The organism is Tenacibaculum pelagium (genome assembly GCF_014062345.1).
GTDB classification, from domain to species: domain Bacteria; phylum Bacteroidota; class Bacteroidia; order Flavobacteriales; family Flavobacteriaceae; genus Polaribacter; species Polaribacter pelagius.
The window spans coordinates 373,226-395,517 of sequence record NZ_JACGLS010000003.1 but is presented as its reverse complement, the minus strand read 5'-3'; the positions used below and the strand labels follow the sequence as shown (position 1 = coordinate 395,517).

Here is a 22,292-nt window from a genome sequence, read left to right as displayed (position 1 = left end):
AATAAGACGATATTAGCATCTATGAAAAAAATAACCCTCTTTTTATTTATCCTTACCTCAATCAGCGTCGTTTCTCAAAGAAAGTACGCTAAAGAGTTTAGTTTTTTAAACGACAATGACTTATACATTTCAACTCATCAAGATAGATACTACACAAATGGAATGTTTTTTACTTACCGCTATTTAAGTAACCAAAAGCATCAAAATTTAGAAAAGAAAATTTACGAGATTCAATTAGGACATGAAATGTACACTCCATTTAAATCCACAGTTGAGCTACATGGCGATCATGATCGCCCTTTTGCAGGACACTTATATGGAAATTTTGGTGTTAACCGTTTTTACAAAAATGAATCAATTTTAAAAACCTCTTTACAAATTGGAATAATAGGCCCTTCTGCTTTAGGATGGGAACTTCAAGATTTAATTCATGATATTTATGGATTTAAAAAAGCTATTGGATGGAAATACCAAATCTCGGAAGCCTTCGCTCTAAACTTAAATGCTAGTTACATAAAGAATTTAGCCAAAAATAATTACTTAGATATTAATTGGATTAACAATGCTAAACTAGGAACCGTTTACACAGATTTCTCAACTGGATTTTACGGACGAATTGGACTAAAACCATTGCAAAATATCATAAACTCAATTGCATTTAACGGGAACCTAAACAACAATTCAACAAATTACAACAATGAAATTGAATCGTTTATTTACATAAAACCTATATTAAGTTATATTGCTTACGACGCAACTATTCAAGGTAGTTTTTTAAACAATAACAGTCTCATTACTTTTGATATAGAACCTTTTAAATTTACCACAGAAATTGGTATTCGATTTACTGCAAATAGGTTTAATTTTGGATATGCAGTAAACTATCATTCAAAAAAACTAAAAAGCGAACGAGTTCCTAAAGGAAATTTTTACGGCACCATACAATTAAATTATCAGTTTAATTAATCATTTTTAATTGGTGAAAAAATTATTTTTAAAATCATCAAATTAAGATATATTTGTAAATCTAATAATAGAAACTATACTAAATGAAATTTATCGTATCTAGCTCTCAATTATTAAAACAATTACAAGTTTTAGGAGGGGTAATCAACAGTAATAATACATTACCAATTTTAGACAACTTCTTGTTTGAGTTAGCAAACAATGAACTTAAAATTTCTTCATCAGATCTTGAAACTACCATGTCATCGGTAGTTGAAGTTGAAAGTACAGATACTGGAGCGATAGCAATTAATGCTCGTTTATTATTAGATACTTTAAAAACGTTTCCAGAACAACCTTTAACATTTAAAGCTGAAAGCGAAAGCACAATTGAAATTATTTCTGAGCAAGGAAAGTATGACATGGCATATTTTAGTGGAGAAGAATTCCCTAAAGCTGTCGAATTACCATCACCTATCAGTACAGAAATTCCATCTCATATTTTAGCTACAGCGATTTCTAAAACAATTTTTGCAGCTGGAAATGATGATTTAAGACCAGTAATGAGTGGTGTATTCTTTCAGTTTAACTCGAAAGAATTAACTTTTGTTGCTACTGATGCTCATAAATTAGTAAAATACACTCGTACAGATGTTACTGCCGATAAATCAGCAGAATTCATCATGCCTAAAAAACCTTTAAACTTATTAAAAGGAATTTTAGGAGGTTCAGAAAACAACGTAACTATAGAATATAATGACACTAACGCTAAATTTACTTTTGATAATGTAGTTTTAGTATGTCGTTTAATTGATGGAAAATATCCAAATTACGAAGCAGTAATTCCAAAAGAAAACCCTAATAAATTAACCGTTGATAGAGCTTCGTTCTTAAACTCTGTTCGTCGTGTTTCTATTTTTTCAAGTAAAACTACACACCAGATTCGTTTAAAAATGGCGGGTACTGAATTAAACATTTCTGCAGAAGATTTAGACTACTCTAACAAAGCTGATGAGCGCCTTCACTGTGATTACCAAGGTGATGACATGCAAATAGGTTTTAACTCTCGTTTTCTAAGCGAAATGCTAAACAACTTAAGCGCTAATGATGTTTTAATTGAAATGTCTTTACCTAACAGAGCTGGGATTTTAACTCCGATTGATGGAACTGACGAAGGAGAACAAGTAACAATGCTTGTAATGCCTGTAATGTTAAACGGATAATAAAAAAACACTTATTATATAAAAAGCCTCAGATTAAACTCTGAGGCTTTTCTTTTTAGTAAACTTAAATCAACTTTACCTTATTGTTAACATCTTTCCCTTTTAAAAGTGATAAATAATTGTAAATTTACCTCTTTCAAACTTTTTATAAAAAATGGGTAAAATTATTGCAATTGCAAATCAAAAAGGTGGAGTTGGTAAAACAACTACTACTGTTAATTTAGCGGCGTCATTAGGTGTTTTAGAAAAAAAAGTATTATTAATTGATGCCGATCCACAAGCAAATGCAACTTCTGGTTTAGGTTTAGATGTTGAAAGTATTGAATACGGAACGTATCAAGTTTTAGAACATACAGTATCTGCAAAAGAAACAATTCTTAAAACAGAGTCTCCCAATGTAGATTTAATTCCTGCCCATATCGATTTAGTTGCTATTGAAATAGAACTAGTTGATAAGCAAGAAAGAGAGTTTATGCTTAAAAAAGCATTAACTGAAATAAAAGATGATTACGATTATATTTTAATTGATTGTGCTCCATCTTTAGGTTTAATTACTTTAAACTCTTTAGTAGCTGCCGATTCTGTAATAATTCCGATTCAGTGTGAGTATTTTGCATTAGAAGGTTTAGGGAAACTATTAAACACTATTAAAAGTGTTCAAAAAATTCATAATCCTGATTTAGATATCGAAGGATTATTATTAACCATGTTCGATTCTCGTTTACGATTATCAAACCAAGTTGTTGAAGAAGTGCGCAAGCACTTCAGTTCTATGGTTTTTGATACAATTGTACATCGAAATATTCGTTTAAGTGAAGCACCTAGTTACGGTGAAAGCATAATTTCATACGATGCAACGAGTAAAGGAGCCGTAAATTACTTAAATTTGGCAAACGAAATCTTAACTAAAAACGCATAATTACTGTAAATGGCAAAAGCAACCAAAAAACAAGCTTTAGGTAGAGGTTTATCAGCCTTATTAAAAGAAACTGCTGAAGTAAATTCAGCAGAAGACAAAAATGCTGATAAATTAGTTGGAAATATTATTGAAATTGAACTAAATTCAATTGAAGTAAATCCATACCAACCTAGAACCTATTTTGATGAAGAAGCCTTACGTGAATTAGCGAGTTCGATTAGAGAACTAGGTGTTATTCAACCAATAACTGTTCGTAAACTATCTAATAACAATTTTCAATTAGTATCTGGTGAGCGTCGTTTTAGAGCTTCTAAATTAATTGGAAACAAAACAGTTCCGGCATATATTCGTTTAGCTAATGATCAAGAAATGCTTGAAATGGCTATTGTTGAAAATATTCAACGTAAAGATCTTGACCCTATCGAAGTAGCTCTTTCTTACCAACGTTTAATTGATGAAATCAATCTTACTCAAGAAGAAATGAGTATTCGTGTTGGTAAAAAAAGATCAACAATTACAAACTATTTACGCCTTTTAAAGTTAGACCCAATCATTCAAACAGGAATGAGAGACGGGTTTATATCTATGGGGCATGGTCGTGCATTGATAAGTGTTGATAGTAATTCTGATCAATTAAACATTTACGAAAAAATAGTTCGTGATAAATTATCTGTTCGTCAAACTGAAGAGTTAGTTAAAGATTTAAAAGGCGGTACTATTACTAAAACAGCAAAAAAGAAAGCATTACCTAACTTTATTTCTGATAGTGTAAAAGATATTAGCGATTATTTTGGTCATAAAATCGATGTAAGTATAAACAGTAAAGGAAAAGGGAAGATCTCAATTCCTTTTCATTCAGAAGAAGACTTTAACCGTATTAAAAACTTATTAAAATAAGTGAATACTCGCCTTATCATATTTGTTTTTTGTTGTTTTTTTTTATCTCAAACTTCGTTTGCTCAAAAAGATTCAACAGCTATTAGAGCCAAACAATTAAAGTTTGGAGCAGACAAATACAATCCACTTTCCCCTTCGAAAGCAGCATTTTATTCTGCTATTTTTCCAGGAGGAGGACAGATTTACAACAAAAAATATTGGAAAGCTCCCATCGTTTGGGCTGCAATAGGTACGAGTGTATATTTTTACATTGATAATAGTAACGAGTACGATCGTTTTAGAACCGCTTTTAAACTTCGATCGCAAGGATTAAAAGATGAATTTACCGACGAAAACGGTAACACGCTAATTTCAACTGCAGGATTAGAAAGCGCACAAAAAACATTGCGTAAAAACAGAGACCTATCTCTTTTAACAGGTGTTTTATTATATGTTTTGCAAATTGTAGAAGCTAGTGTAAATGCACACTTATTGCAATTTGACACAGATGATAGCCTATCTATAAATCCGATGATTAAGACCGACCCATTGTTGGTCGAAGCTCCCAAATTAGGATTAACACTAAAATATTCTTTTTAAAAATGAAGATTGCCTTACTTGGTTATGGTAGAATGGGTAAAGAAATTGAAAAAATTGCTTTACAAAGAGGTCATGAAATTATTATTAAGACTTCAGGAAAAGAAGAATATGATATCAATAATGCTGACATCGCTATAGATTTTAGCATACCTGATTCTGCTTACAAAAACATTAGTAATTGTATAAACAATAATGTTCCTATTATTTCTGGTACCACAGGTTGGTTAGATAAATATAATGATATTGTTGAGTTATGCCATAAAGAAAAAGGAGCTTTTATTTATGCTTCTAACTTTAGTTTAGGGGTAAATGTTTTTTTTGAATTAAATAATCAGCTTGCAAAAATGATGAATACTTTGCATCAGTATGATGTTTCAATTGAAGAAATTCATCATACAAAAAAACTGGATACTCCAAGTGGAACTGCAATTACTTTAGCTGAAGGTATCATTGAAAACACCAATAAAAATAATTGGGAATTAGGTTCTAAAACAAATACTGATTCTATTGCTATTTCTGCGATTAGAACTCCTGATGTACCAGGAACACATACTGTTACATATGCGTCAGAAGTTGATACTATAGACATAAAACACACAGCTCATAACAGACAAGGCTTTGCTTTAGGTGCTGTTATTGCTGCAGAATGGTTAGTTAACAAGACTGGTGTTTACACGATGAGAGATGTGTTAAACTTAGGTTAATAACGTAACAATTCTTAAAAATTAATACAAATAATATTGAATTTCATTCCTGATACAGGAAACAAAATATATACATTATGACATTTACAGAATGGTTTTTATTCTTCTTAATAATTCAAGTTATACACTTCTTAGGAACTTGGAAATTATATGTTAAAGCAGGAAGAAAAGCTTGGGAAGCTTCAGTACCAGTATACAACGCTATTGTTTTAATGCAAATAATCAATCGCCCAAAATGGTGGGTTATTTTATTATTTGTTCCTATCGTTAATTTATTAATGTTTCCTATTATTTGGGTAGAAACTTGTAGAAGTTTTGGATTTAATCAAAGAAAAGATACCATTTTAGCAATTCTTACTTTAGGTTTTTACATCTACTATATTAATTATGCTACGGATGCTAATTATGTTGAAAACAGAAGCTTACAACCAAGATCTGGTTTAGGTGAATGGGTTAGCTCAATCGCTTTTGCTATTATCGCTGCAACTTTAGTGCATACGTATTTTATGCAACCGTATACGATACCTACTTCTTCTTTAGAAAAAACTTTATTAGTAGGAGATTATTTATTTGTTAGTAAATTTCATTACGGAGCACGTATACCTAGTACAACTGTTGCTGCTCCAATGGCACATGATACAATTCCTGTTTTAGGAACTAAATCATTTTTATCTGATGATAAAAACAAAGATGGTATTTTAAATAAGCTATCATTACCATACATGCGTTTACCTGGTTTTCAAAAAATTAAACGTAACGACATCGTTGTATTTAGTTGGCCTGCAGACACTCTTGCTTTAATGTGGGGAGATCGTTCTGGAAAAGCAACCTACAAACCACTAGACAAAAGAACAAACTATGTAAAAAGAGCTACTGGTATTGCTGGAGACACTCTAGAAGTTCGTGATGGTTATGTTTTTATCAACAATAAAAAAACTGTATTACCGGACAGAGCAAAACCGCAATGGATGCACATTGTTGATACTGATGGTCAAAAATTTTCACAAGGAGCCTTAAATAGATACAATATTCGTGAAGGTAAATTACTTAATGACGGAAGATACTATTTAAATTTAACTGATGATGAAGCTGCTTTAATTGCTAAAAACCCAATAGTAAAAAGCATTGAAAAACATTTAACTCCAAAGGGAACTTATGACAAGTCTATGTTTCCTCACAATCCTAAATATGCTTGGTCTCATGATAATTTTGGACCAATTTATATCCCTAAAAAAGGAGCTACAGTTGAATTAAACGAAAACACAATTCCGTTTTATGAACAAGTTATTAGACGATATGAGAATAATGATTTAACTATTTTTGGTAACGATATTTACATTAATGGTAAGAAAGCTAAAAACTATACTTTTAAGCAAGATTATTATTGGATGATGGGTGACAACCGTCAAAACTCTTTAGACGCTAGAAACTGGGGTTATGTACCATTTGACCATGTAGTAGGTAAACCTGTTATGATTTGGTTAAGTTGGGATCCTAATGCACCTAACTTTATAGCTAAACTACAATCTATCCGTTGGGATAGAATGTTTACAACTGTTGGCGGAAGTGGTAAACCAACGTCGTATCTATGGTTAGTTCTTTTATTAATAGCCGGATACACTGTTTATAGTTTTAGAAAAGGAAAAAAGAAAGCATAGTGGCACTTTTTATTCCAACATACTTTGCACCTATTTCGCAATATGCAGCAATTTACCAATCGGATTCTGTTACGTTTGAATTTGAAGACAATTACCAAAAACAAACCTATCGTAACCGATGTTATATTTATGGCGCCAACGGTAAGCTTGCTTTAAATATTCCTGTAAAACATTTAACTAAAGAAGGCAGAAAGAAAACAAAAGATACCATTATTGAAAATGATTTTCCGTGGCAGCAACAGCATTTTAAATCATTGCAATCTGCATATAGATCTTCACCTTTCTTTGAGTTTTTCGAAGATGATTTAGCAGCATTATTCAACAAGAAATATCACTTCTTACAAGACGTAAACATAGATACTCATTTATTTGTAACCGATGCTTTACAAATGGATACTTCTTATAAGAAAACTAAAGCTTATGAGCTAATTCCTTACATGGATGATTTCAGAAGTTTAGACCTTGCTAAAAATGGCGTAGAAATAGAAATGGACACATACATACAGATGTTTGATGATAAGTATGGATTCATTCCAAATCTATCTATTTTAGATTTACTTTTTATGGAGGGGCCTAACGCTATTAGCTTTTTAGAAAAAATTAATGTAGATTTGAGATAAGAGTACTCCCCCTGCACTTAACTATTTCTTATTTTAATGGATACAATAAATCAGTTTTTATCTGAATTCGATCCACTATCTTCCAATTCAAGAAATGAGTTTAGACAAATTTTTAGTTTAAAAACATATAAAAAAGGAAGCGTAATAGCTGGATACAATCAAACAAAAGGGAAATTCTTTTTAATAAAAGAAGGGATTACTTGTTCGTATCTAAATGATGAAAAAGGAAAGAAAGTTATACGAACATTATTCTTACCTATGTCTGTAATGGCTTCATTAAAGTCAATTATAAATCAACCAAACGTAAATAATGTTAATGTTAATTTTCATTGCTTAACTGACTGTAAAATATTAATTGCTGATTTAGATGACTTTTTAAATTTAGTTGATAAACATCATGATATTTCAAAATTATATATCCAAATTTTAGAAAAATCATACTCTGAATTAATAAGAAGAATAACACACTTAACAACACTTGAAGCTACAGAAAGATACTTACATTTAAAAAAGATAGCTCCAAGTATTGAAAATCAGATCCCACAGTACCAAATAGCTTCTTACTTAAACATCACCCCAATTCAACTAAGTAGAATACGAAAGAAATTATCTAGCAAATAATCTTATTCACTAAACTACATTACTCTTATTAAGTATATAAAAAAAATAATGTAAATTTGAGATAACCCTTCATCTTAAATTTATGGATTTTTTTAGAGCATTTGCAAATGAACACACTAAAGTATCGGAAGAATCATTAAAAGAATTTCAAAATTTATTTTCAGTTGAACGATTTGGCAAAAAATTCATAATAGCTCCTCAAGGCAAAGTTCAAAAATACTTTTACTTAGTTCAAGATGGTTTAGTAAGATCATACATTATTGATGAAAACGGAAGTGAATATACACGAAGCATCTTTACAAAATATTCAGTTGTATGCTCATTACCTTCTTTAGTTTACGAATTACCTTCTAATGCAGAATACCAATGTTTAACAGACTGTATTGTTTTAAAAGCGAATTTTAAAGAGTTAAAAAAACTCACCGAAAAACATCATGACTTATGTATATTATATTCTAAAGTATTAGAAAAAGTATATACCCGCATAGAAAATAGATTGACAAACCTAGCCACTCTTGATGCTACTGAAAGTTATTTACGCTTAAAAAAAGTAGCTCCTAATATTGAGAATAAAATACCTCAATACCAAATAGCATCCTATTTAAACATCACACCTATTCAATTAAGTAGGATACGTAAAAAATTAGCTAGTGGAGAATCTTAATTACATATAACCTTATTAGTTTTTTATTTAAAATTAATGTAAATTTGAGTGAACTTCATCTAAAACTTATTTTCAGTTATGGATTTTTTTAAAAGTTTTGTTTATAATTTTCACAACATATCAGACGATTCGTATAAAAAATTCGCTGCTTTAACAACATCGACAACTTTTTTAAAAGATCATAAAATTGTTAAAATAGGGCAAGTTCCTGCTAATTTTTATATTTTAAAATCTGGAATTGTAAGGGCTTTTGTAATTGATGATAAAGGCAAAGAATATACTCGAACTATATACACGCCTATAGGCACCACGGGAAATTTAAGTTCTTTAATTACCAAAGAACCATCTAATTTAATTTATGAGTGCTTAACAGACTGCGAGGTTTTACAGTGTAATTATGAAGATTTTTACAAGTTATCTTTAAAGCATCACGACCTCTCAATATTTCATTATAAAGTATTAGAGAAAGTATACATTAGAGAAGAATCTAAAATACTAGACCTTACCTTACTAGACGCCACTAATAGGTATAAAAAGCTACAACAACAAATTCCAAATATTGATAATTTAATTAATCAATACCACATTGCTTCTTACCTAAACATCACACCTGTACAATTAAGCCGAATCAGGAAAAAATGTTAAAATTTTAATCCATTAACATATGTTAATGCGCACATTCTTAATCCTATATATATTTGTAGAGTAATTAACAAGTTACATTTTTTTAATAGAGAAAACTACCCCCTTATTTAATAGTTTTTTCAATTATCAGACTTACGTCCCCTTATGTAGGTCTGATTTTTGCGTTTATACTTTTTTTTATACCTGTATTTTTCATAATTTAACACTTCCTTAATTGGAAATAACTTGTTAATTTACCCTTTTTATGAAAAATGATATAGAAAAATTTCTCTATCAGTTTATTGATTTACCTGAGAATATAATATCTCTCTTTGAAGGGATTCTTACCTATTCTGAAATAAATGCTTTGGATTTTTTCATAAAATCAAACGAATACCCTACAGAATTCTTCATTATAAAAACTGGCTTAATTAGATCTTACCTTGAAACAGAAGACGGAAAAGAAATTACTAGGAATATTTTTACTCCCGGGCAAGTCGCAAGCAGTTTATCTGCAGTTATAAAAAATACTCCATCTGAATTAAACTACCAAGCATTAACAAAAGTTACTGGTTACAAAGCTGATTTCTTAAAGTTTAAAGAACTAACATTAAACCATCACGAACTAAGTTTACTCTATATTAAAACGCTAGAGGACTCATATTTAAAAGCTGAAAATGTTATCTTAGATATTTCTACTCACACCTCTACAGAAAGATATTTATTATTAAGAAAGAGAGTTCCTAATATTGACAACTTAATTTCTCAACGCCATATAGCTTCTTACCTGAATATTACACCTGTACAGTTAAGTAGAATTAAAAAGAAATTATTAAAAAACACCTAACTCATTGATTTATAAACATATGTTAACTTTTGGTATGCGAATTCAATATATATTTGCATCCGAAATAACCCCTTATATTATTTCAAACCCCTTAATAAAGACTTATTCCCTTTGTGTGAGTAAGTCTTTTTTATTTCCAATACTTAGACACCAAAGTGTTTATTTGATTCGAAACAGAAAGCTTAACAACAATAAACACATATACAATTACAATAATTATGCTTTTTAATAAGATGTTTATTATTGGATGAATAGGGAATTTATTAATAAATAATTGGGGTACATTAAAATTCCAGAAATAAAACACCAAAAACAGTGTTAGAATCAAGAAAATCATCAATAATGTTTTATTCGTGAAAGGTGTTATTTTAAATCTACTCTTCACAAACCATATCTTAAAAGAATTAAATAGTAAAACCGAAATTAAAGTTGCTAAGGCTAAACCTTCTGTACCCATATTTAAATCATTATAAAAATAATTATTTAAAGCATAAACTGATAAAGCCATACCTAACCCAATTGGCAATGTTATTCTATAAAACTTAGAATTAGTAATTATTGCTCCGTTAGTACCTAACAACATTAAAAACAACTTCGCTGACGAAATCATTAAAACAACTAACATTCCACCTTTTGCATAATTTTTATTTGGCATTAGCCTAAATAACTCGCTAACATTACAATTTACGAGTATAAAAAATAAGCCTCCAATTAACAGTAAATTTATCGAACTCTTTTTATATAAACTTTCTGTTTCTTGCTGATTATTTTCATTAATAGATTTAGATGTTAATGGTTGTAATATCTGTCCCATTGCCCTACTCGGTGCTTCAATAAACGAACCTATAAATACAGCCACTGCATAATAAGCTGCTGTTTCAAACCCTTCTTTACCAGGAATCATTACTTTATCAATATCTAAAATAATTGCTCCTGCACTTCCGGCTAGAATAATGTAAAAAGTGTAACGTAAAACTTCCTTGAAATTATTTGGTAATGAAAACGAAAACTTAGGTAAGTATAACGTAAATGCATATAGCATCATTATCAAAGCTCTTAAAATATATGCAAATGATATATAATAAATAAACTCTTGCTTAGTAATAAAATTAAAGTACACAGAAAATAACAGTATCATTACCGCTACCCTATTGTACAATTCTTTTAAAATATTACCAAAAACAGATTGCATCTGAACTTTTGCCCATGAATAAAAAACCTCGAAATAAGCACATGAAACTGCAATTACATATATACAGAATGTATAATTCTCAATAATTAAATTTTCTTTCGAATTACTTTTAGCTATAAAATCTAGTATCCAATCATGAAAATAATCCCAGAAAAAACCTATCGGTATAGCCATGAATAATGGCAGAAAAATCACAGAACTTAAGAACTTATCCTTTTGTTCTTTTGATTTATATCCTGAAAAAAACTTAACAATAGTAAAATGTACTCCAAATGCTGTAATTGGCATTATTAAATTAGATGCCGAAAATACATACGTAGCCAAACCATAATATTCGTCTTTTAAAAAACGAGTATATAAAACCAATGTATTAATACCACCTATTAAGAAACCTAGATAGATTATGATGGTATTTTTTAACGATTGCCTAAATACGATTCCCAATTTATGCTTGAATTAGTTTTTTTATTGACTGATAAATTTTCTCTCCCACGTTATTCCCATACAACTCTTTTTTAAAGCTTTTATTTGACTTTAAAAACTCTTGATAAGCAGCAACTATTCTTTGATGATTTGTTCCTGTAATCTTTGCAAAACCATTTTCTACCAATTCAATCCATTCGGTTTCTTCACGAACAACAACACAGTGTTTTTTATTAAAAAAAGCTTCTTTTTGCAAACCTCCACTATCGGTAATTACCAAACTACAATTTTTAAGTAATTCTAACATATCAAAATAACCAACAGGATCAATACAAGTTATACTAGTTTTAATCCCGTATTTACTTAACTTTTTTTGAGTTCTAGGATGTAAAGGAAGTATTACTCTAGTTTCTTTATGTATCTCATCTAATGCAGAGAATATTTCTTTTAATTTCTCTTCATTATCTGTATTTTCTTGACGATGAATAGTTGCTAATACAAAACCGTTTTTCTTTAAATCTAAATTATCTATCACAGTTGATTTCTCTTCTGAAAACTTACTATAAAACTCTACAGCATCTTTCATAATATCACCATGTTTTTCAACTATTGATGGTAAATTATCAAATCCTTCATTAACCAAATTACTCATTGCAACATCAGTTGGACAACTTAATAAATCGGCTATTCTATCAGTTAAAATTCTATTTACCTCTTCTGGCATTGTTATATTAAAAGATCGTAAACCAGCCTCTATATGAACAACTTTAATATGGAGTTTCTTTGCTGCTAAAGCACCAGCAATTGTTGAATTTGTGTCTCCGTAAATAACAACAGCATCAGGTTTTTCTTCTTGTAAAATTTCTTCAATTTTTTCAAGCATCTGACCAGTCATCGCCCCGTGACTTAAACCATTAATATTTAAATTGTATTTGGGTTTAGGTATCTGCATTTCTTCAAAGAAAACTGCACTCATATTAGCATCGAAATGCTGACCTGTATGTACAATAATTTCTTCAAAATCATTATACTTTCTTATCACTCTGCTTAATACAGCTCCTTTTACAAACTGAGGTCTTGCTCCTAATATTGTTACTATTTTTTTCAAGAATTCACTACGTCTTTAATCACTTTTGATAATTGTTCTGTTAGACTTTTTCGATGATATTGCTCTATATTTTTTGAAGATACTTTTAAAGAGTTCGTTTTATATACTGAATACAAACTCATTATAGTACTTTTTATTTTTTCAACATCATTAAAATCAACGATTGACCCTGCACTGGTTTCTTTTAGTATTTCAGCCAAATCTCCATCTTCTGGACCAATTGCTAAGATAGGACGTTTTGCTTGTAAATATTCAAAAATCTTGCCTGTAATAATTCCCTTTGCACTCGGAACTTTATTTATTGCTAATAATAATACTTGAGATTTTTGTTGGTACTGTTGTACTTCTGTATGAGGCACATAATTTATTTTAGAAACATTTTTAAATTGATATTTAGACAATTCCTGCTCAACTTCTTCAGCTAATTTACCTATCAATTTTATTTCTAAATCACTTTTAAACTCTTCATTTTCCTCACTCAGTTCAAACAATGCTTTCCATAACACCTTCGGGTTTCTATCAGCATTCATTAACCCAATATGGGTTAATGAAAATTTTTGATCTAAAATCACTTTAGCAACATTATTTTGCTCAGAGTCATATCCATTTGTTATAACATGAATATTATTGGAAAACTTTTTATAATTCTCTTTCATCGTTTTACCAACAACTAAAGACGCATCTGCATTCTTCAATACTTCTCCCTCTAATTGACGATGTTTCTTTTTTGATTTTTCTGTTAGCGGTAGTTGATGAAAATAATCAATATCTGTCCAAGGATCACGAAAATCGGCAATCCATTTTACTTCAAGTTCTCTTTTTAATTTTAAACCTATTAAGTGTAAACTATGTGGTGGACCTGTTGTTATAATTGCATCAACTTTATTCTCTGAAAGATATTTTTTTAAGTGCTTTACCGATGGCTTTACCCAGAATTTTCTAGCGTCCGGAATAAAATAATTTGCTCTTATATATTGTAAAACTCTTTCAAAGAAAGACGGATTCGGATTTAAAAACCCAGCACTAGTTTTTGTATTTTTCTTCTTGAAGAGTGACAAAACATCGTTAGGTTCCCAAATTGAATTTCTAATAATCTCTATATTTTCTGGAACATCTTTTTGCAGTGAAATATCTGTAATAGGATAATTTGCTTTATCAACAGTAAACACAACAGGTTCTATATTAAAATCTCGTAAATACTTTACGAACTTCAGCCAACGTTGCACACCTGATCCACCAGCTGGAATCCAATAATATGTAATTATTAAAACTTTCAAGCTATAAGTTATTATATAAATTGTTTAATTTGATGCTTTCTTCTTCCCAATTTTCTCCTTTCATTACAACGGCATTATATCCATTTACTTTCTTTTCTTGAAATTTTTCTTTCTCGTTAAACAATAACACTACTTTATCCGCAAAATCCTGTTTATCATCAGCTTTAAAAACAACACCGCAATTATATTTTTCAACTATTCGTTTTAAAGGTTTACATGAGCTTACCAATAAAGAGCTTTTACTCATCATTATTTGAAATAATTTATGAGGTATTGTATTATCAGTATGTCCGTTTGACTTATGTGGTATTATGTTTATATCAGAATTCATCATAATAGCAGGAACTTCATCAAATGGCCTATAACCTATAAAACTTACTTTACTTTCAACATTAAACTGCTTCGCTGTTTCTTGTAACTTATCTTCAACACTCTTACTTCCTTTACCTACAATAAAAAGCTTTACTTCGGGTATTTTGTCTAAAATTAAAGGCATTGCTTTAATAGCAGTATCTAAACCTCTATGAGGTCCTAATCCACCAACATACGTTATTGAAAATACATTTGAACTTATAATTTTTTGTTCTTTTGATTTTTCGAAATTCGAAGTAAATTCTTTTTTCTCTTGATTGGATACAACTATAAATTTATCTGACGTTATTGTAAATTTAGAAATTAATTTGTGTTTCATTTCTTCAACTACACAAATTACTTTATCGTATTTCAAACAATACCTTTTTTCTTTTTTTGTCCAAATAACAGGATTCATAAATAAAAAATTCTTGAATCTAATTATCAGACTTTTCTTCCATACAAACCAAGTTTTTAATGCTTCAGGGTAGTTTTCATGTAAATCTAAAATTATTTTTTTAACTTTTGATTTAAACATATAACCTGTACCAGCCAATGGTAAATCGTGTACATGAAGAAACGCTATATCATATTTTTTCATCGCCTTTTTTATTCCGAAAAAAAACAATGGATTTATATTAAAAATACTTTCAAAAATATCGAATAATCCTTTTTTAGTATTCGAATAATTAGCCCCTATTCTAAATATATCTACACCATTAATCTTTTCTATTTTAGGTTCATTTTTTTTTCTTGGACAAATTACTACAACTTTCCTACCATTATCTGATAATGATTCTGCCTCTTTTCTAACCCTTATGTCATTAGGATAAGAAGCGTCTACAACCATAGCTATATAACACATGATAAAAAGCTAATACATTTTTTTAAAATTCTTTCAGTTCCTTTACCATCCCATAATTCAGGAATTTCACCTCTTTTAAATGTTTTATTTTCTTTCGGCATAAACGGCATAATATCTAGGTGTAAATTTTCTTAAAATTGGTCTGAAACCTATTTTATTAATAGGACTAGTCCATTTTTCTGAATCTATAATTTTCCATCCTGATTTTTCTAATAACCAATCGTATTGCCAGTCTTCAAATTCATGATAATGCCTATCCCACATATCTGTCTTACTCCTATAAGCATTAGCAAACCATAATTTTAAAGGAATTGTCGTTACTATTTTTGTAGTTTCAATTTCTCTTAAAACATTAAACGGAGCTATTAAATGTTCAAAAATTTCAAAAGCAGTAACAACTTGAACATTATATTTCTTAACAATCTCTGGTAATAAATCTAAATCTTCACCTTCAGTGTTATAAACTGTGTACCCATTTGCTTCCATTATTTCAGAAAAGGGATTTCTAATTCCTAAATCTAATATTACTGCTGGTGTTGGTATGTGTTTTTTTAAAAACTTAAGTGTGTGTTGATATCTTTTCTCTGGAATAGTTATATACATTATTGATATTTAATATAACAAATGTAGAGTAATTTTAATTCCTTAACAATCATATTTAATGTGAAAATAAAAAGAGGCTTTTTGGCCTCTTTTTATTTTCACATTAAATAGCAATTCTCCTCTCTCTTTTTAATAAAGGTTTATTATTAAAGCAAACATACATCTATAATTTAGGACTCTTAAAACACTAACCTGTTCATTTTATAAAATGCATGGTAAATATGTTTTATATTTGACTATTAAATACAGTGTTTCTAATAGACCCGTTGTTAACTATTAATATTTAAAAATGAATAAAGTTTTTCTTACCTTTCTAATAATTATTTTTTTTTCAATTAAAACTTTATCTCAAACTTCTTTACTAGATTCTATTCATTTAGAAAAAATGGAATTTTATAAAGACATAAATAATGACAGTACTTTATATTTTATCAAAAAACTAAAATCCTCTAAAAAAAGAAAAACTAAAATTAGCGTTTTATCTGTTGAAGCTTATATTTATTATAGACAAAAAAAATACCTTAAATCAGAAAAAACAGCTCTTAATTTGTTGAATGAAGTAAAAAAACTTCCACCCTATTTCAACAAAGAACAATTTTATTTTGATTTACAAATATCAGCATATAATAGATTGTTTTGGATTAAAAAGAACCAAGAAGATTATAACAAAGCATTTGAATATTTAACTCAAATGCAAAATACTAATGAGAGTACCCCAAAAAAAAGCACAAAATACTTTAGGCATAAATTAACTATAAAAACTTCTAAAGCTATTATTAAAAAAGCTTTAAATATTGAAAACGAAGCTAAAACCATATTATTAAGCGCATATAAGGATACTAAATCAGATATTTTTAAAACTCTTTTAAAAGACAATTACTTTTTACAACAAAAAGCTAACATTACTAATAGCCTTGGAAATGCTTATATGGATTTAAGCCGTAAGGTAGGTAATGAGTTTTATATCGATTCAGCCAATTACTATTATGACAAAGCATATCTGGTTACAAAAAAATTCACTCCTTTACATAATGACTCTGAAATAATTTACAATTTTAGAAAAACAGAAGTTTTAATCGCTAAAAAAGAGTATAAAAAAGCTATAGAAGTAATTAACAATTACAGTAAAATTAGTAATGGTTATCATTATAAACATAGAGAGTTTTTTCAGAAAGCTATTTGTTATAATTTTTTAAACAAATCTGATTCGACAATTTACTATGCTTACAAAATTATAAATGATAAAAAAGAAAAATGCAGGAGAAGTAAGTTAATTACGATGTACGACATTCTTTCTAACCAATATAATCAACTTAATAAAATTGATAGTGCCTACAAGTACTCGAAACTAACACTAGAACAATTTAATTTGGCTAAGGAAAATAAAGAAAAGACCTTTAACTCATTATATACAACAGACTTTGATAAAATTCAAAAATTAAATTCTGAAATAAGAAATAGAGAAGATGAGAAACGTACGAATTTAATAACTGCTTTTATCGGTTTATTATCTGCGTTGATTATTATTGTTACTTTTATGTTAAGGATAGAAAGAAAGAAAAAAAGAACTCTTATAAAAACTATTAATCAGCAAAAAACTGAAGAGGTTGAGAAAAAAGAATATAATATTGATGAAACTCTAGAAAACAACATCTTAGATGAAATAAAAAAAGTAAAATCTAATTTAGATTTTTTAAAACCTGATTTTTCAATATCAACAATAGCTGATCGTTTAAAAACGAACTCAACCTATGTCTCTTTTGTTTTTAATAAATATAATGATGAATCATTTAAGCAACATTATACTAGACTTAAAATTGAATACGTAGTAGATCAATTAAAAAACAATAAAACCTTTAGAAAATATTCTATTCAAGCTTTAGCAGAAGAATTAGGATACACCAACGCTTCTGCATTTACGAGAGCATTTAAAAAGCAAATGGGAGTAACTCCTTCAGTATTTTTAAAATCTCTTGAGGAATAAACTTATTCTTTTCTTTTACTTTTAAAAAACCAACCTAAAGGAATCAATAACAACAAACCATACGATAATAAAGCTATTGCACTACCTGTATTCACTATCTCTGGTTCGTATTTAAATTCTATAATATGTTTTCCTTTTGGAATTTCCATTCCTCTTAAAACATAATTTACTCTATAATATGGAGACTGTTTTCCATCTATATAAGCATTCCATCCATCTTTATAATAGATTTCTGAAAATACTGCGAACTGATCTTTATTCGTATTACTTTCGTAAACTAAATCTGTAATATTATTCTTAATTAGCGATATCGTGGCTGTCGAATCTTGTTTATACTGTAATGGTATTTTAATTTCAAAATTACCTGTATTTAAAACAGCTTCTTTTTTCGTTTTCAAACTATCTAAAGCTTTTATTTCTTCGTTAGCAGAATTAACAATTTTAATCTCATTAACAAACCAAACGTTTCCATTAGCATCTGAATTTTGTTGAACTTTATCTTCACCAACAATAAAATACTTAGTGTTTAACATATTCAACACCTCCATATTATTTTTTGCTATTTGATAATCAAACAACTCATTATATCGCTTCATTTTGGCTGCATGATAACCACCAATAGAATTATGAAAGTATGATGTTCTTCCATCCATCATAGGGTTTGTTGCAAAATTAGCTACTCTATAATAACTTTTATCTTTTAAAATTTCCTGATCTGCTTTTGTAGGTGAAAATGGTTTTTGAACTCTCCTTGCTGATGTGAAATCTTCTTTATTTACATAATTAATATCTACAGAAACTAAATCAAAAACTATTAATCCTGCCAAAACAACTAAAACAGGAAGTTGCTTTAATTTTCCTTTTAAGTGAAACCATAATAATCCACCGGAAATTAAAATCAATATAAATGAACGTATGCTATCGCTAAATAACATCGATTTTCTATCTGAAATTAACGCGTCAATCAATTCTGGTAATTGTTGATATTGAGCATCTCTTAATCCTTCAAAAGCAAACAAGCTCGAACCAAATAAAGCAAATAATAATGTGAAACCTCCTAAAACGTAAAATGCTTTTTTAAGTGCATTTTCTTTATTTTCTATAGTTACGTTAGAAGAAAAGAAATCTCTTAAAGCGATAATTCCTAATAACGGTACACACAATTCTGCGATTACTTGAATAGATGAAACCGCTCTAAACTTGTTGTACAACGGAACATAATCAATAAAAAAGTTAGTTACTAAAGGAAAGTTTTTACCCCAGCTTAATATTATTGAAAAAATAGTAGCGGAAACCAACCAGTATTTTAATCGTCCTTTAACTAAGAACACTCCTAAAAAGAATAAGAAAAACAAAATTGCTCCGATATAAGCAGGAGCCTCTACAATAGGTTGAGTTCCCCAATAAGACAACACTCTACTTGATTCATCCTTAGCAACTTTTTTACCTGCATACCTCTCTAAAACCTGATAAAAATTAGAGTTTTCATCAAATTTATCTATCGTACCCCCTCCCATAAAACGAGGAATTATTAAATTAAAAGTTTCAGCAATACCGTAACTATATTCAGTAATATAATCTTTATCTAAGCCAGTAGATTTTTCTTTAGGGCTTCCGTCTGGATTAATAGTTAATTCAGATTTTCCTCGAGTACTAAAATCACCGTACTCTTTCATTGGTAACAATCTTGTTGAATTTACTCCAATTCCAATTAACATAGCCCCAACTAATACAGCAGCTTGTTTAAAAAACACTGGTAATGTTTTTGTTTTAAAAGCTTCTATAAATTCAACAATTGCTAATATCAACAAACAAAAACCTAAATAGTAAGTCATCTGCGGATGATTCGTATACACCTCTAAAGCCATTGCTAAAGCAGTTACTACAAACCCTAATAAATATCTTTTTTGAAAAACATATAAAACTCCAGCAATTACGAAAGGCATATACCCAATAGCGTGTGCTTTTGCATTATGACCAGCTCCGAATATAATTATTAAATACGTTGAAAACCCAAAGGATAAACTTCCTAAAATGGCTAGTTTCCAATCTATCTTTAAAGCAGTAAGTAAAAAGAAAAAACTAATAAAATATAAGAAAAGATAATCCGCTGGTCTTGGTAAAAACCGAATTGCTTTATCAATATATCTGACAAAATCATTCGGATAATATGCACTTACTTGGTACGCTGGCATACCACTAAAAGCATTTCCTAACCAATAAGGCTCTTTTCCATTTTCTGCTCTATAATCCTTAACTTGTTTGGACATTCCGATAAACTGAGTAATATCACTCTGTTTAATTTGTTTCCCACTTAAAACAGGATTAAAATATATAACTGATGCTATTACAAAAACAATAATTGCAATAGCATACGGTAGTAACTTTTTAAAATTCATAGTTAGTCTAGTTCTTCAAAATCAACATATTCTCCCACCGAATTGTTGCTTTGTTTTCCGTTTTTAGGTTTTTTATCAATAACCGTTTTTCCTTCTTCTACAGAAGATTCTTGTTGTTGATTTCTATATTGTTGTTCAGCTTTCTTTTGAACTTTATCTACCGCCTTCTTTAACAAGTAAGGAGCAAATAATTTTACCACAAACTTAATTACGTAATAGGCTAAAATTATAATTAATAAAGTTCTTAAAAAATTCATAGGACCAGCTTCATTTATATGGATCATCATTCTCTTAATAAAAAAATCTATCAAAAATAACAATTTGAAGCAAAACGAAGCGTTAAGACTTTACAAAACTTATATTATATTGTAATTCGTATTTTTACGTATGTTTGTAAAAATTGAATAAATTGAATTTATAACATGACGAAGAAACTTTTTTTGTTTTTTGCTTTTTGCTCAACTTTAATTGTAAATGCACAGTACACCACAGTTATAAATTCAAACCGCCCAGGTTTTTCTGAAAGCCCATATAGTGTTGGATCAGGAGTTTATCAATTTGAAAGCAGTTTGTTTTTCAGAAAAGCAAACGCTACTCCAACTTTTAGCAATCCACAAGCATTAGGACTAAATTTATTATTCAGAACTAGTTTTATCTCAGAAAAATTAGAATTAAATGTAAATACTACTTTACAGCATGATAAAATTGCTTTTAAAAACATTTTCGAATCTTCATACAACAAAACAGGATTAAGTCAATTAACTCTTGGAGCTAAATATTTAGTGTATACTCCTAAATATGATAATAAAAAAGACGAAATAAGAAGCTGGAAAGCAAGACATTCTTTTGATTATAAAAGATGGATACCACATGTTGGGGTTTATGCTGGTATAAATTTTGGAAGTATTTTATCTGATTTTCATGAAAAAGGTGGTGTAAGCCCTAAAGTTGGAGTTTTACTACAAAATGAATTTTCAGACAAGTTACGTATGGTAACTAATTTCTATTACGATTATATAGGCACCGATTTCTCAGAGTTTTCTTATGTACTTACAGGAACATATAATTTTAATGATTACTGGTCTGGATTTGCTGAAATTCAAGGGATCTTTGAAAAGTACGAAACCAAAAGTAATATAGGTGCTGGTGCTGCATATCTTTTTAGCGAAAATCTTCAATTTAATGCTGCAGTTAGAGCCAGTTTTCAACAAAACGAAATTGGGTTTTATACAGGCTTAGGAGTATCTTATAGATTAGATAGACATCAAGATGAATTTGTTGAAATAGATGAATTTGGCAATAAAATAGAAGAACAAGAAGAAGTTAAATACAACGAAAATAAAGGTTTCTTCGGTCGACTATTTGGCAAAGTTAAAAACGTATTTAAAAAGAAAGACAAGCAAACTATTACTGTAAATGACGGAGAGAAAGAAGAAGAAATCACCGTTGAAAAACCAAGAAGAGAGCGCCAAAAATCATTAATTGATGTTATAGAAAAAGAAGATAAAAAATTAAAAAAGAAGGCTACTAAAGCAGAAAAAAGAGCTGCAAAAAAAGCTAAAAAGAAAGCAGAAAAAGACGCAAAGAAGAAAGAAAAAGAACGATTAAAACTTGAAAAGAAACTACAGAAAGATGCCGAAAAAGAAACTAAGCAAAAAGAAAAGGATCGTTTAAAATTAGAAAAAGAAATTAAAAAACTAGAAGAAGACTTAAAAAAAGAAGAAGATGAAGAACAGAAAAAAGACAATTAAACTATCTTTTACTTAAAAGAAGTAGAGTTTTTTACTTC

General features: G+C 29.1%; 21 protein-coding genes. 14 read left to right on the top strand and 7 right to left on the bottom strand.

Annotation, left to right across the window (positions count from 1 at the left end):
* The first annotated feature begins 21 nt into the window (after nt 1-21).
* The 12 genes from H3Z83_RS09010 to H3Z83_RS08955 all read left to right on the top strand — a co-directional run bounded on the left by H3Z83_RS09010 (nt 22) and on the right by H3Z83_RS08955 (nt 10,301).
* The gene (locus H3Z83_RS09010; protein WP_182125150.1) at nt 22-966 is read left to right on the top strand and encodes a lipid A deacylase LpxR family protein; all 945 of its coding nucleotides are present in this window, start codon (nt 22-24) and stop codon (nt 964-966) included.
* 83 nt (nt 967-1,049) lie between these two features.
* Entirely contained in the window at nt 1,050-2,168 is a 1,119-nt protein-coding gene (gene dnaN / locus H3Z83_RS09005; protein ID WP_182125149.1) for a DNA polymerase III subunit beta, read from the top strand.
* Between the two features lie 154 nt (nt 2,169-2,322).
* Entirely contained in the window at nt 2,323-3,087 is a 765-nt protein-coding gene (locus H3Z83_RS09000; RefSeq protein ID WP_182125148.1) for a ParA family protein, read from the top strand.
* A 9-nt stretch (nt 3,088-3,096) separates the two neighbouring features.
* Complete coding sequence (locus H3Z83_RS08995) at nt 3,097-3,984, top strand: ParB/RepB/Spo0J family partition protein (RefSeq protein WP_182125147.1); 888 nt, start codon at nt 3,097-3,099, stop codon at nt 3,982-3,984.
* On the top strand, nt 3,985-4,563 hold the full coding sequence (locus tag H3Z83_RS08990) for a DUF5683 domain-containing protein (protein WP_317167225.1): 579 nt from the start codon (nt 3,985-3,987) through the stop codon (nt 4,561-4,563).
* A gap of 2 nt (nt 4,564-4,565) precedes the next feature.
* Nucleotides 4,566-5,267 carry a 4-hydroxy-tetrahydrodipicolinate reductase gene (dapB, locus tag H3Z83_RS08985; protein WP_182125146.1) on the top strand — a complete coding sequence of 234 codons (702 nt, stop codon included), beginning with the start codon at nt 4,566-4,568 and terminating at the stop codon, nt 5,265-5,267.
* A gap of 77 nt (nt 5,268-5,344) precedes the next feature.
* Entirely contained in the window at nt 5,345-6,925 is a 1,581-nt protein-coding gene (gene lepB / locus H3Z83_RS08980; RefSeq protein ID WP_182125145.1) for a signal peptidase I, read from the top strand.
* The gene (locus H3Z83_RS08975) at nt 6,925-7,545 is read left to right on the top strand and encodes a WbqC family protein (protein ID WP_182125144.1); all 621 of its coding nucleotides are present in this window, start codon (nt 6,925-6,927) and stop codon (nt 7,543-7,545) included. Before lepB ends, H3Z83_RS08975 begins: the two co-directional genes overlap by 1 nt.
* A 36-nt stretch (nt 7,546-7,581) precedes the next feature.
* A complete protein-coding gene (locus tag H3Z83_RS08970) occupies nt 7,582-8,166 on the top strand; it encodes a Crp/Fnr family transcriptional regulator (RefSeq protein WP_182125143.1) in 585 nt (194 codons plus the stop codon).
* 82 nt (nt 8,167-8,248) lie between these two features.
* Nucleotides 8,249-8,830 (top strand): Crp/Fnr family transcriptional regulator, encoded by a 582-nt coding sequence (locus H3Z83_RS08965; RefSeq protein WP_182125142.1) that lies wholly within the window; start codon nt 8,249-8,251, stop codon nt 8,828-8,830.
* 78 nt (nt 8,831-8,908) lie between these two features.
* Entirely contained in the window at nt 8,909-9,475 is a 567-nt protein-coding gene (locus tag H3Z83_RS08960; protein WP_182125141.1) for a Crp/Fnr family transcriptional regulator, read from the top strand.
* 244 nt (nt 9,476-9,719) lie between these two features.
* The gene (locus H3Z83_RS08955; protein WP_182125140.1) at nt 9,720-10,301 is read left to right on the top strand and encodes a Crp/Fnr family transcriptional regulator; all 582 of its coding nucleotides are present in this window, start codon (nt 9,720-9,722) and stop codon (nt 10,299-10,301) included.
* A gap of 130 nt (nt 10,302-10,431) precedes the next feature.
* Here H3Z83_RS08955 and H3Z83_RS08950 read toward each other — a convergent pair whose 3' ends face one another.
* From H3Z83_RS08950 to H3Z83_RS08930, 5 genes are all read right to left on the bottom strand, one after another.
* The gene (locus H3Z83_RS08950) at nt 10,432-11,937 is read right to left on the bottom strand and encodes a lipopolysaccharide biosynthesis protein (protein ID WP_182125139.1); all 1,506 of its coding nucleotides are present in this window, start codon (nt 11,935-11,937) and stop codon (nt 10,432-10,434) included.
* Between the two features lies 1 nt (nt 11,938).
* Nucleotides 11,939-13,024 (bottom strand): non-hydrolyzing UDP-N-acetylglucosamine 2-epimerase, encoded by a 1,086-nt coding sequence (gene wecB / locus H3Z83_RS08945; RefSeq protein ID WP_182125138.1) that lies wholly within the window; start codon nt 13,022-13,024, stop codon nt 11,939-11,941.
* The gene (locus tag H3Z83_RS08940; protein ID WP_182125137.1) at nt 13,021-14,301 is read right to left on the bottom strand and encodes a glycosyltransferase family 4 protein; all 1,281 of its coding nucleotides are present in this window, start codon (nt 14,299-14,301) and stop codon (nt 13,021-13,023) included. Before H3Z83_RS08940 ends, wecB begins: the two co-directional genes overlap by 4 nt.
* Nucleotide 14,302: 1 nt before the next feature.
* On the bottom strand, nt 14,303-15,517 hold the full coding sequence (locus H3Z83_RS08935) for a glycosyltransferase family 4 protein (protein ID WP_182125136.1): 1,215 nt from the start codon (nt 15,515-15,517) through the stop codon (nt 14,303-14,305).
* Between the two features lie 84 nt (nt 15,518-15,601).
* Nucleotides 15,602-16,120, bottom strand: a complete 519-nt coding sequence (locus H3Z83_RS08930; RefSeq protein WP_182125135.1) for a class I SAM-dependent methyltransferase — start codon at nt 16,118-16,120, stop codon at nt 15,602-15,604.
* Between the two features lie 289 nt (nt 16,121-16,409).
* Here H3Z83_RS08930 and H3Z83_RS08925 point away from each other — a divergent pair, with 289 nt between their 5' ends.
* The gene (locus tag H3Z83_RS08925; protein WP_182125134.1) at nt 16,410-18,104 is read left to right on the top strand and encodes a helix-turn-helix domain-containing protein; all 1,695 of its coding nucleotides are present in this window, start codon (nt 16,410-16,412) and stop codon (nt 18,102-18,104) included.
* Nucleotides 18,105-18,106: 2 nt separating this feature from the next.
* On the opposite strand, the gene H3Z83_RS08920 is transcribed toward H3Z83_RS08925, so the two are convergent.
* Together H3Z83_RS08920 and H3Z83_RS08915 are read right to left on the bottom strand one after the other, a co-directional pair.
* Nucleotides 18,107-20,503 (bottom strand): YfhO family protein, encoded by a 2,397-nt coding sequence (locus H3Z83_RS08920; RefSeq protein WP_182125133.1) that lies wholly within the window; start codon nt 20,501-20,503, stop codon nt 18,107-18,109.
* 2 nt (nt 20,504-20,505) lie between these two features.
* Entirely contained in the window at nt 20,506-20,790 is a 285-nt protein-coding gene (locus tag H3Z83_RS08915) for a DUF4834 family protein (RefSeq protein ID WP_246337512.1), read from the bottom strand.
* A 135-nt stretch (nt 20,791-20,925) separates the two neighbouring features.
* Here H3Z83_RS08915 and H3Z83_RS08910 point away from each other — a divergent pair, with 135 nt between their 5' ends.
* Entirely contained in the window at nt 20,926-22,254 is a 1,329-nt protein-coding gene (locus H3Z83_RS08910; RefSeq protein ID WP_182125132.1) for a transporter, read from the top strand.
* The last annotated feature ends 38 nt before the right edge of the window (nt 22,255-22,292 follow it).

What these genes read in the sequence shown, in the direction of transcription:
- H3Z83_RS08930 (WP_182125135.1), bottom strand. Translation starts at nt 16,120, where the DNA reads ATGTATATAACTATTCCAGAGAAAAGATATCAACACACACTTAAGTTT.
- H3Z83_RS08965 (WP_182125142.1), top strand. Translation starts at nt 8,249, where the DNA reads ATGGATTTTTTTAGAGCATTTGCAAATGAACACACTAAAGTATCGGAA.
- H3Z83_RS09000 (WP_182125148.1), top strand. Translation starts at nt 2,323, where the DNA reads ATGGGTAAAATTATTGCAATTGCAAATCAAAAAGGTGGAGTTGGTAAA.
- H3Z83_RS08910 (WP_182125132.1), top strand. Translation starts at nt 20,926, where the DNA reads ATGACGAAGAAACTTTTTTTGTTTTTTGCTTTTTGCTCAACTTTAATT.
- H3Z83_RS08955 (WP_182125140.1), top strand. Translation starts at nt 9,720, where the DNA reads ATGAAAAATGATATAGAAAAATTTCTCTATCAGTTTATTGATTTACCT.
- H3Z83_RS08920 (WP_182125133.1), bottom strand. Translation starts at nt 20,503, where the DNA reads ATGAATTTTAAAAAGTTACTACCGTATGCTATTGCAATTATTGTTTTT.
- H3Z83_RS08995 (WP_182125147.1), top strand. Translation starts at nt 3,097, where the DNA reads ATGGCAAAAGCAACCAAAAAACAAGCTTTAGGTAGAGGTTTATCAGCC.
- H3Z83_RS08915 (WP_246337512.1), bottom strand. Translation starts at nt 20,790, where the DNA reads ATGATGATCCATATAAATGAAGCTGGTCCTATGAATTTTTTAAGAACT.
- lepB (WP_182125145.1), top strand. Translation starts at nt 5,345, where the DNA reads ATGACATTTACAGAATGGTTTTTATTCTTCTTAATAATTCAAGTTATA.
- H3Z83_RS08935 (WP_182125136.1), bottom strand. Translation starts at nt 15,517, where the DNA reads ATGTGTTATATAGCTATGGTTGTAGACGCTTCTTATCCTAATGACATA.
- dapB (WP_182125146.1), top strand. Translation starts at nt 4,566, where the DNA reads ATGAAGATTGCCTTACTTGGTTATGGTAGAATGGGTAAAGAAATTGAA.
- H3Z83_RS09010 (WP_182125150.1), top strand. Translation starts at nt 22, where the DNA reads ATGAAAAAAATAACCCTCTTTTTATTTATCCTTACCTCAATCAGCGTC.
- dnaN (WP_182125149.1), top strand. Translation starts at nt 1,050, where the DNA reads ATGAAATTTATCGTATCTAGCTCTCAATTATTAAAACAATTACAAGTT.
- H3Z83_RS08925 (WP_182125134.1), top strand. Translation starts at nt 16,410, where the DNA reads ATGAATAAAGTTTTTCTTACCTTTCTAATAATTATTTTTTTTTCAATT.
- H3Z83_RS08960 (WP_182125141.1), top strand. Translation starts at nt 8,909, where the DNA reads ATGGATTTTTTTAAAAGTTTTGTTTATAATTTTCACAACATATCAGAC.
- H3Z83_RS08970 (WP_182125143.1), top strand. Translation starts at nt 7,582, where the DNA reads ATGGATACAATAAATCAGTTTTTATCTGAATTCGATCCACTATCTTCC.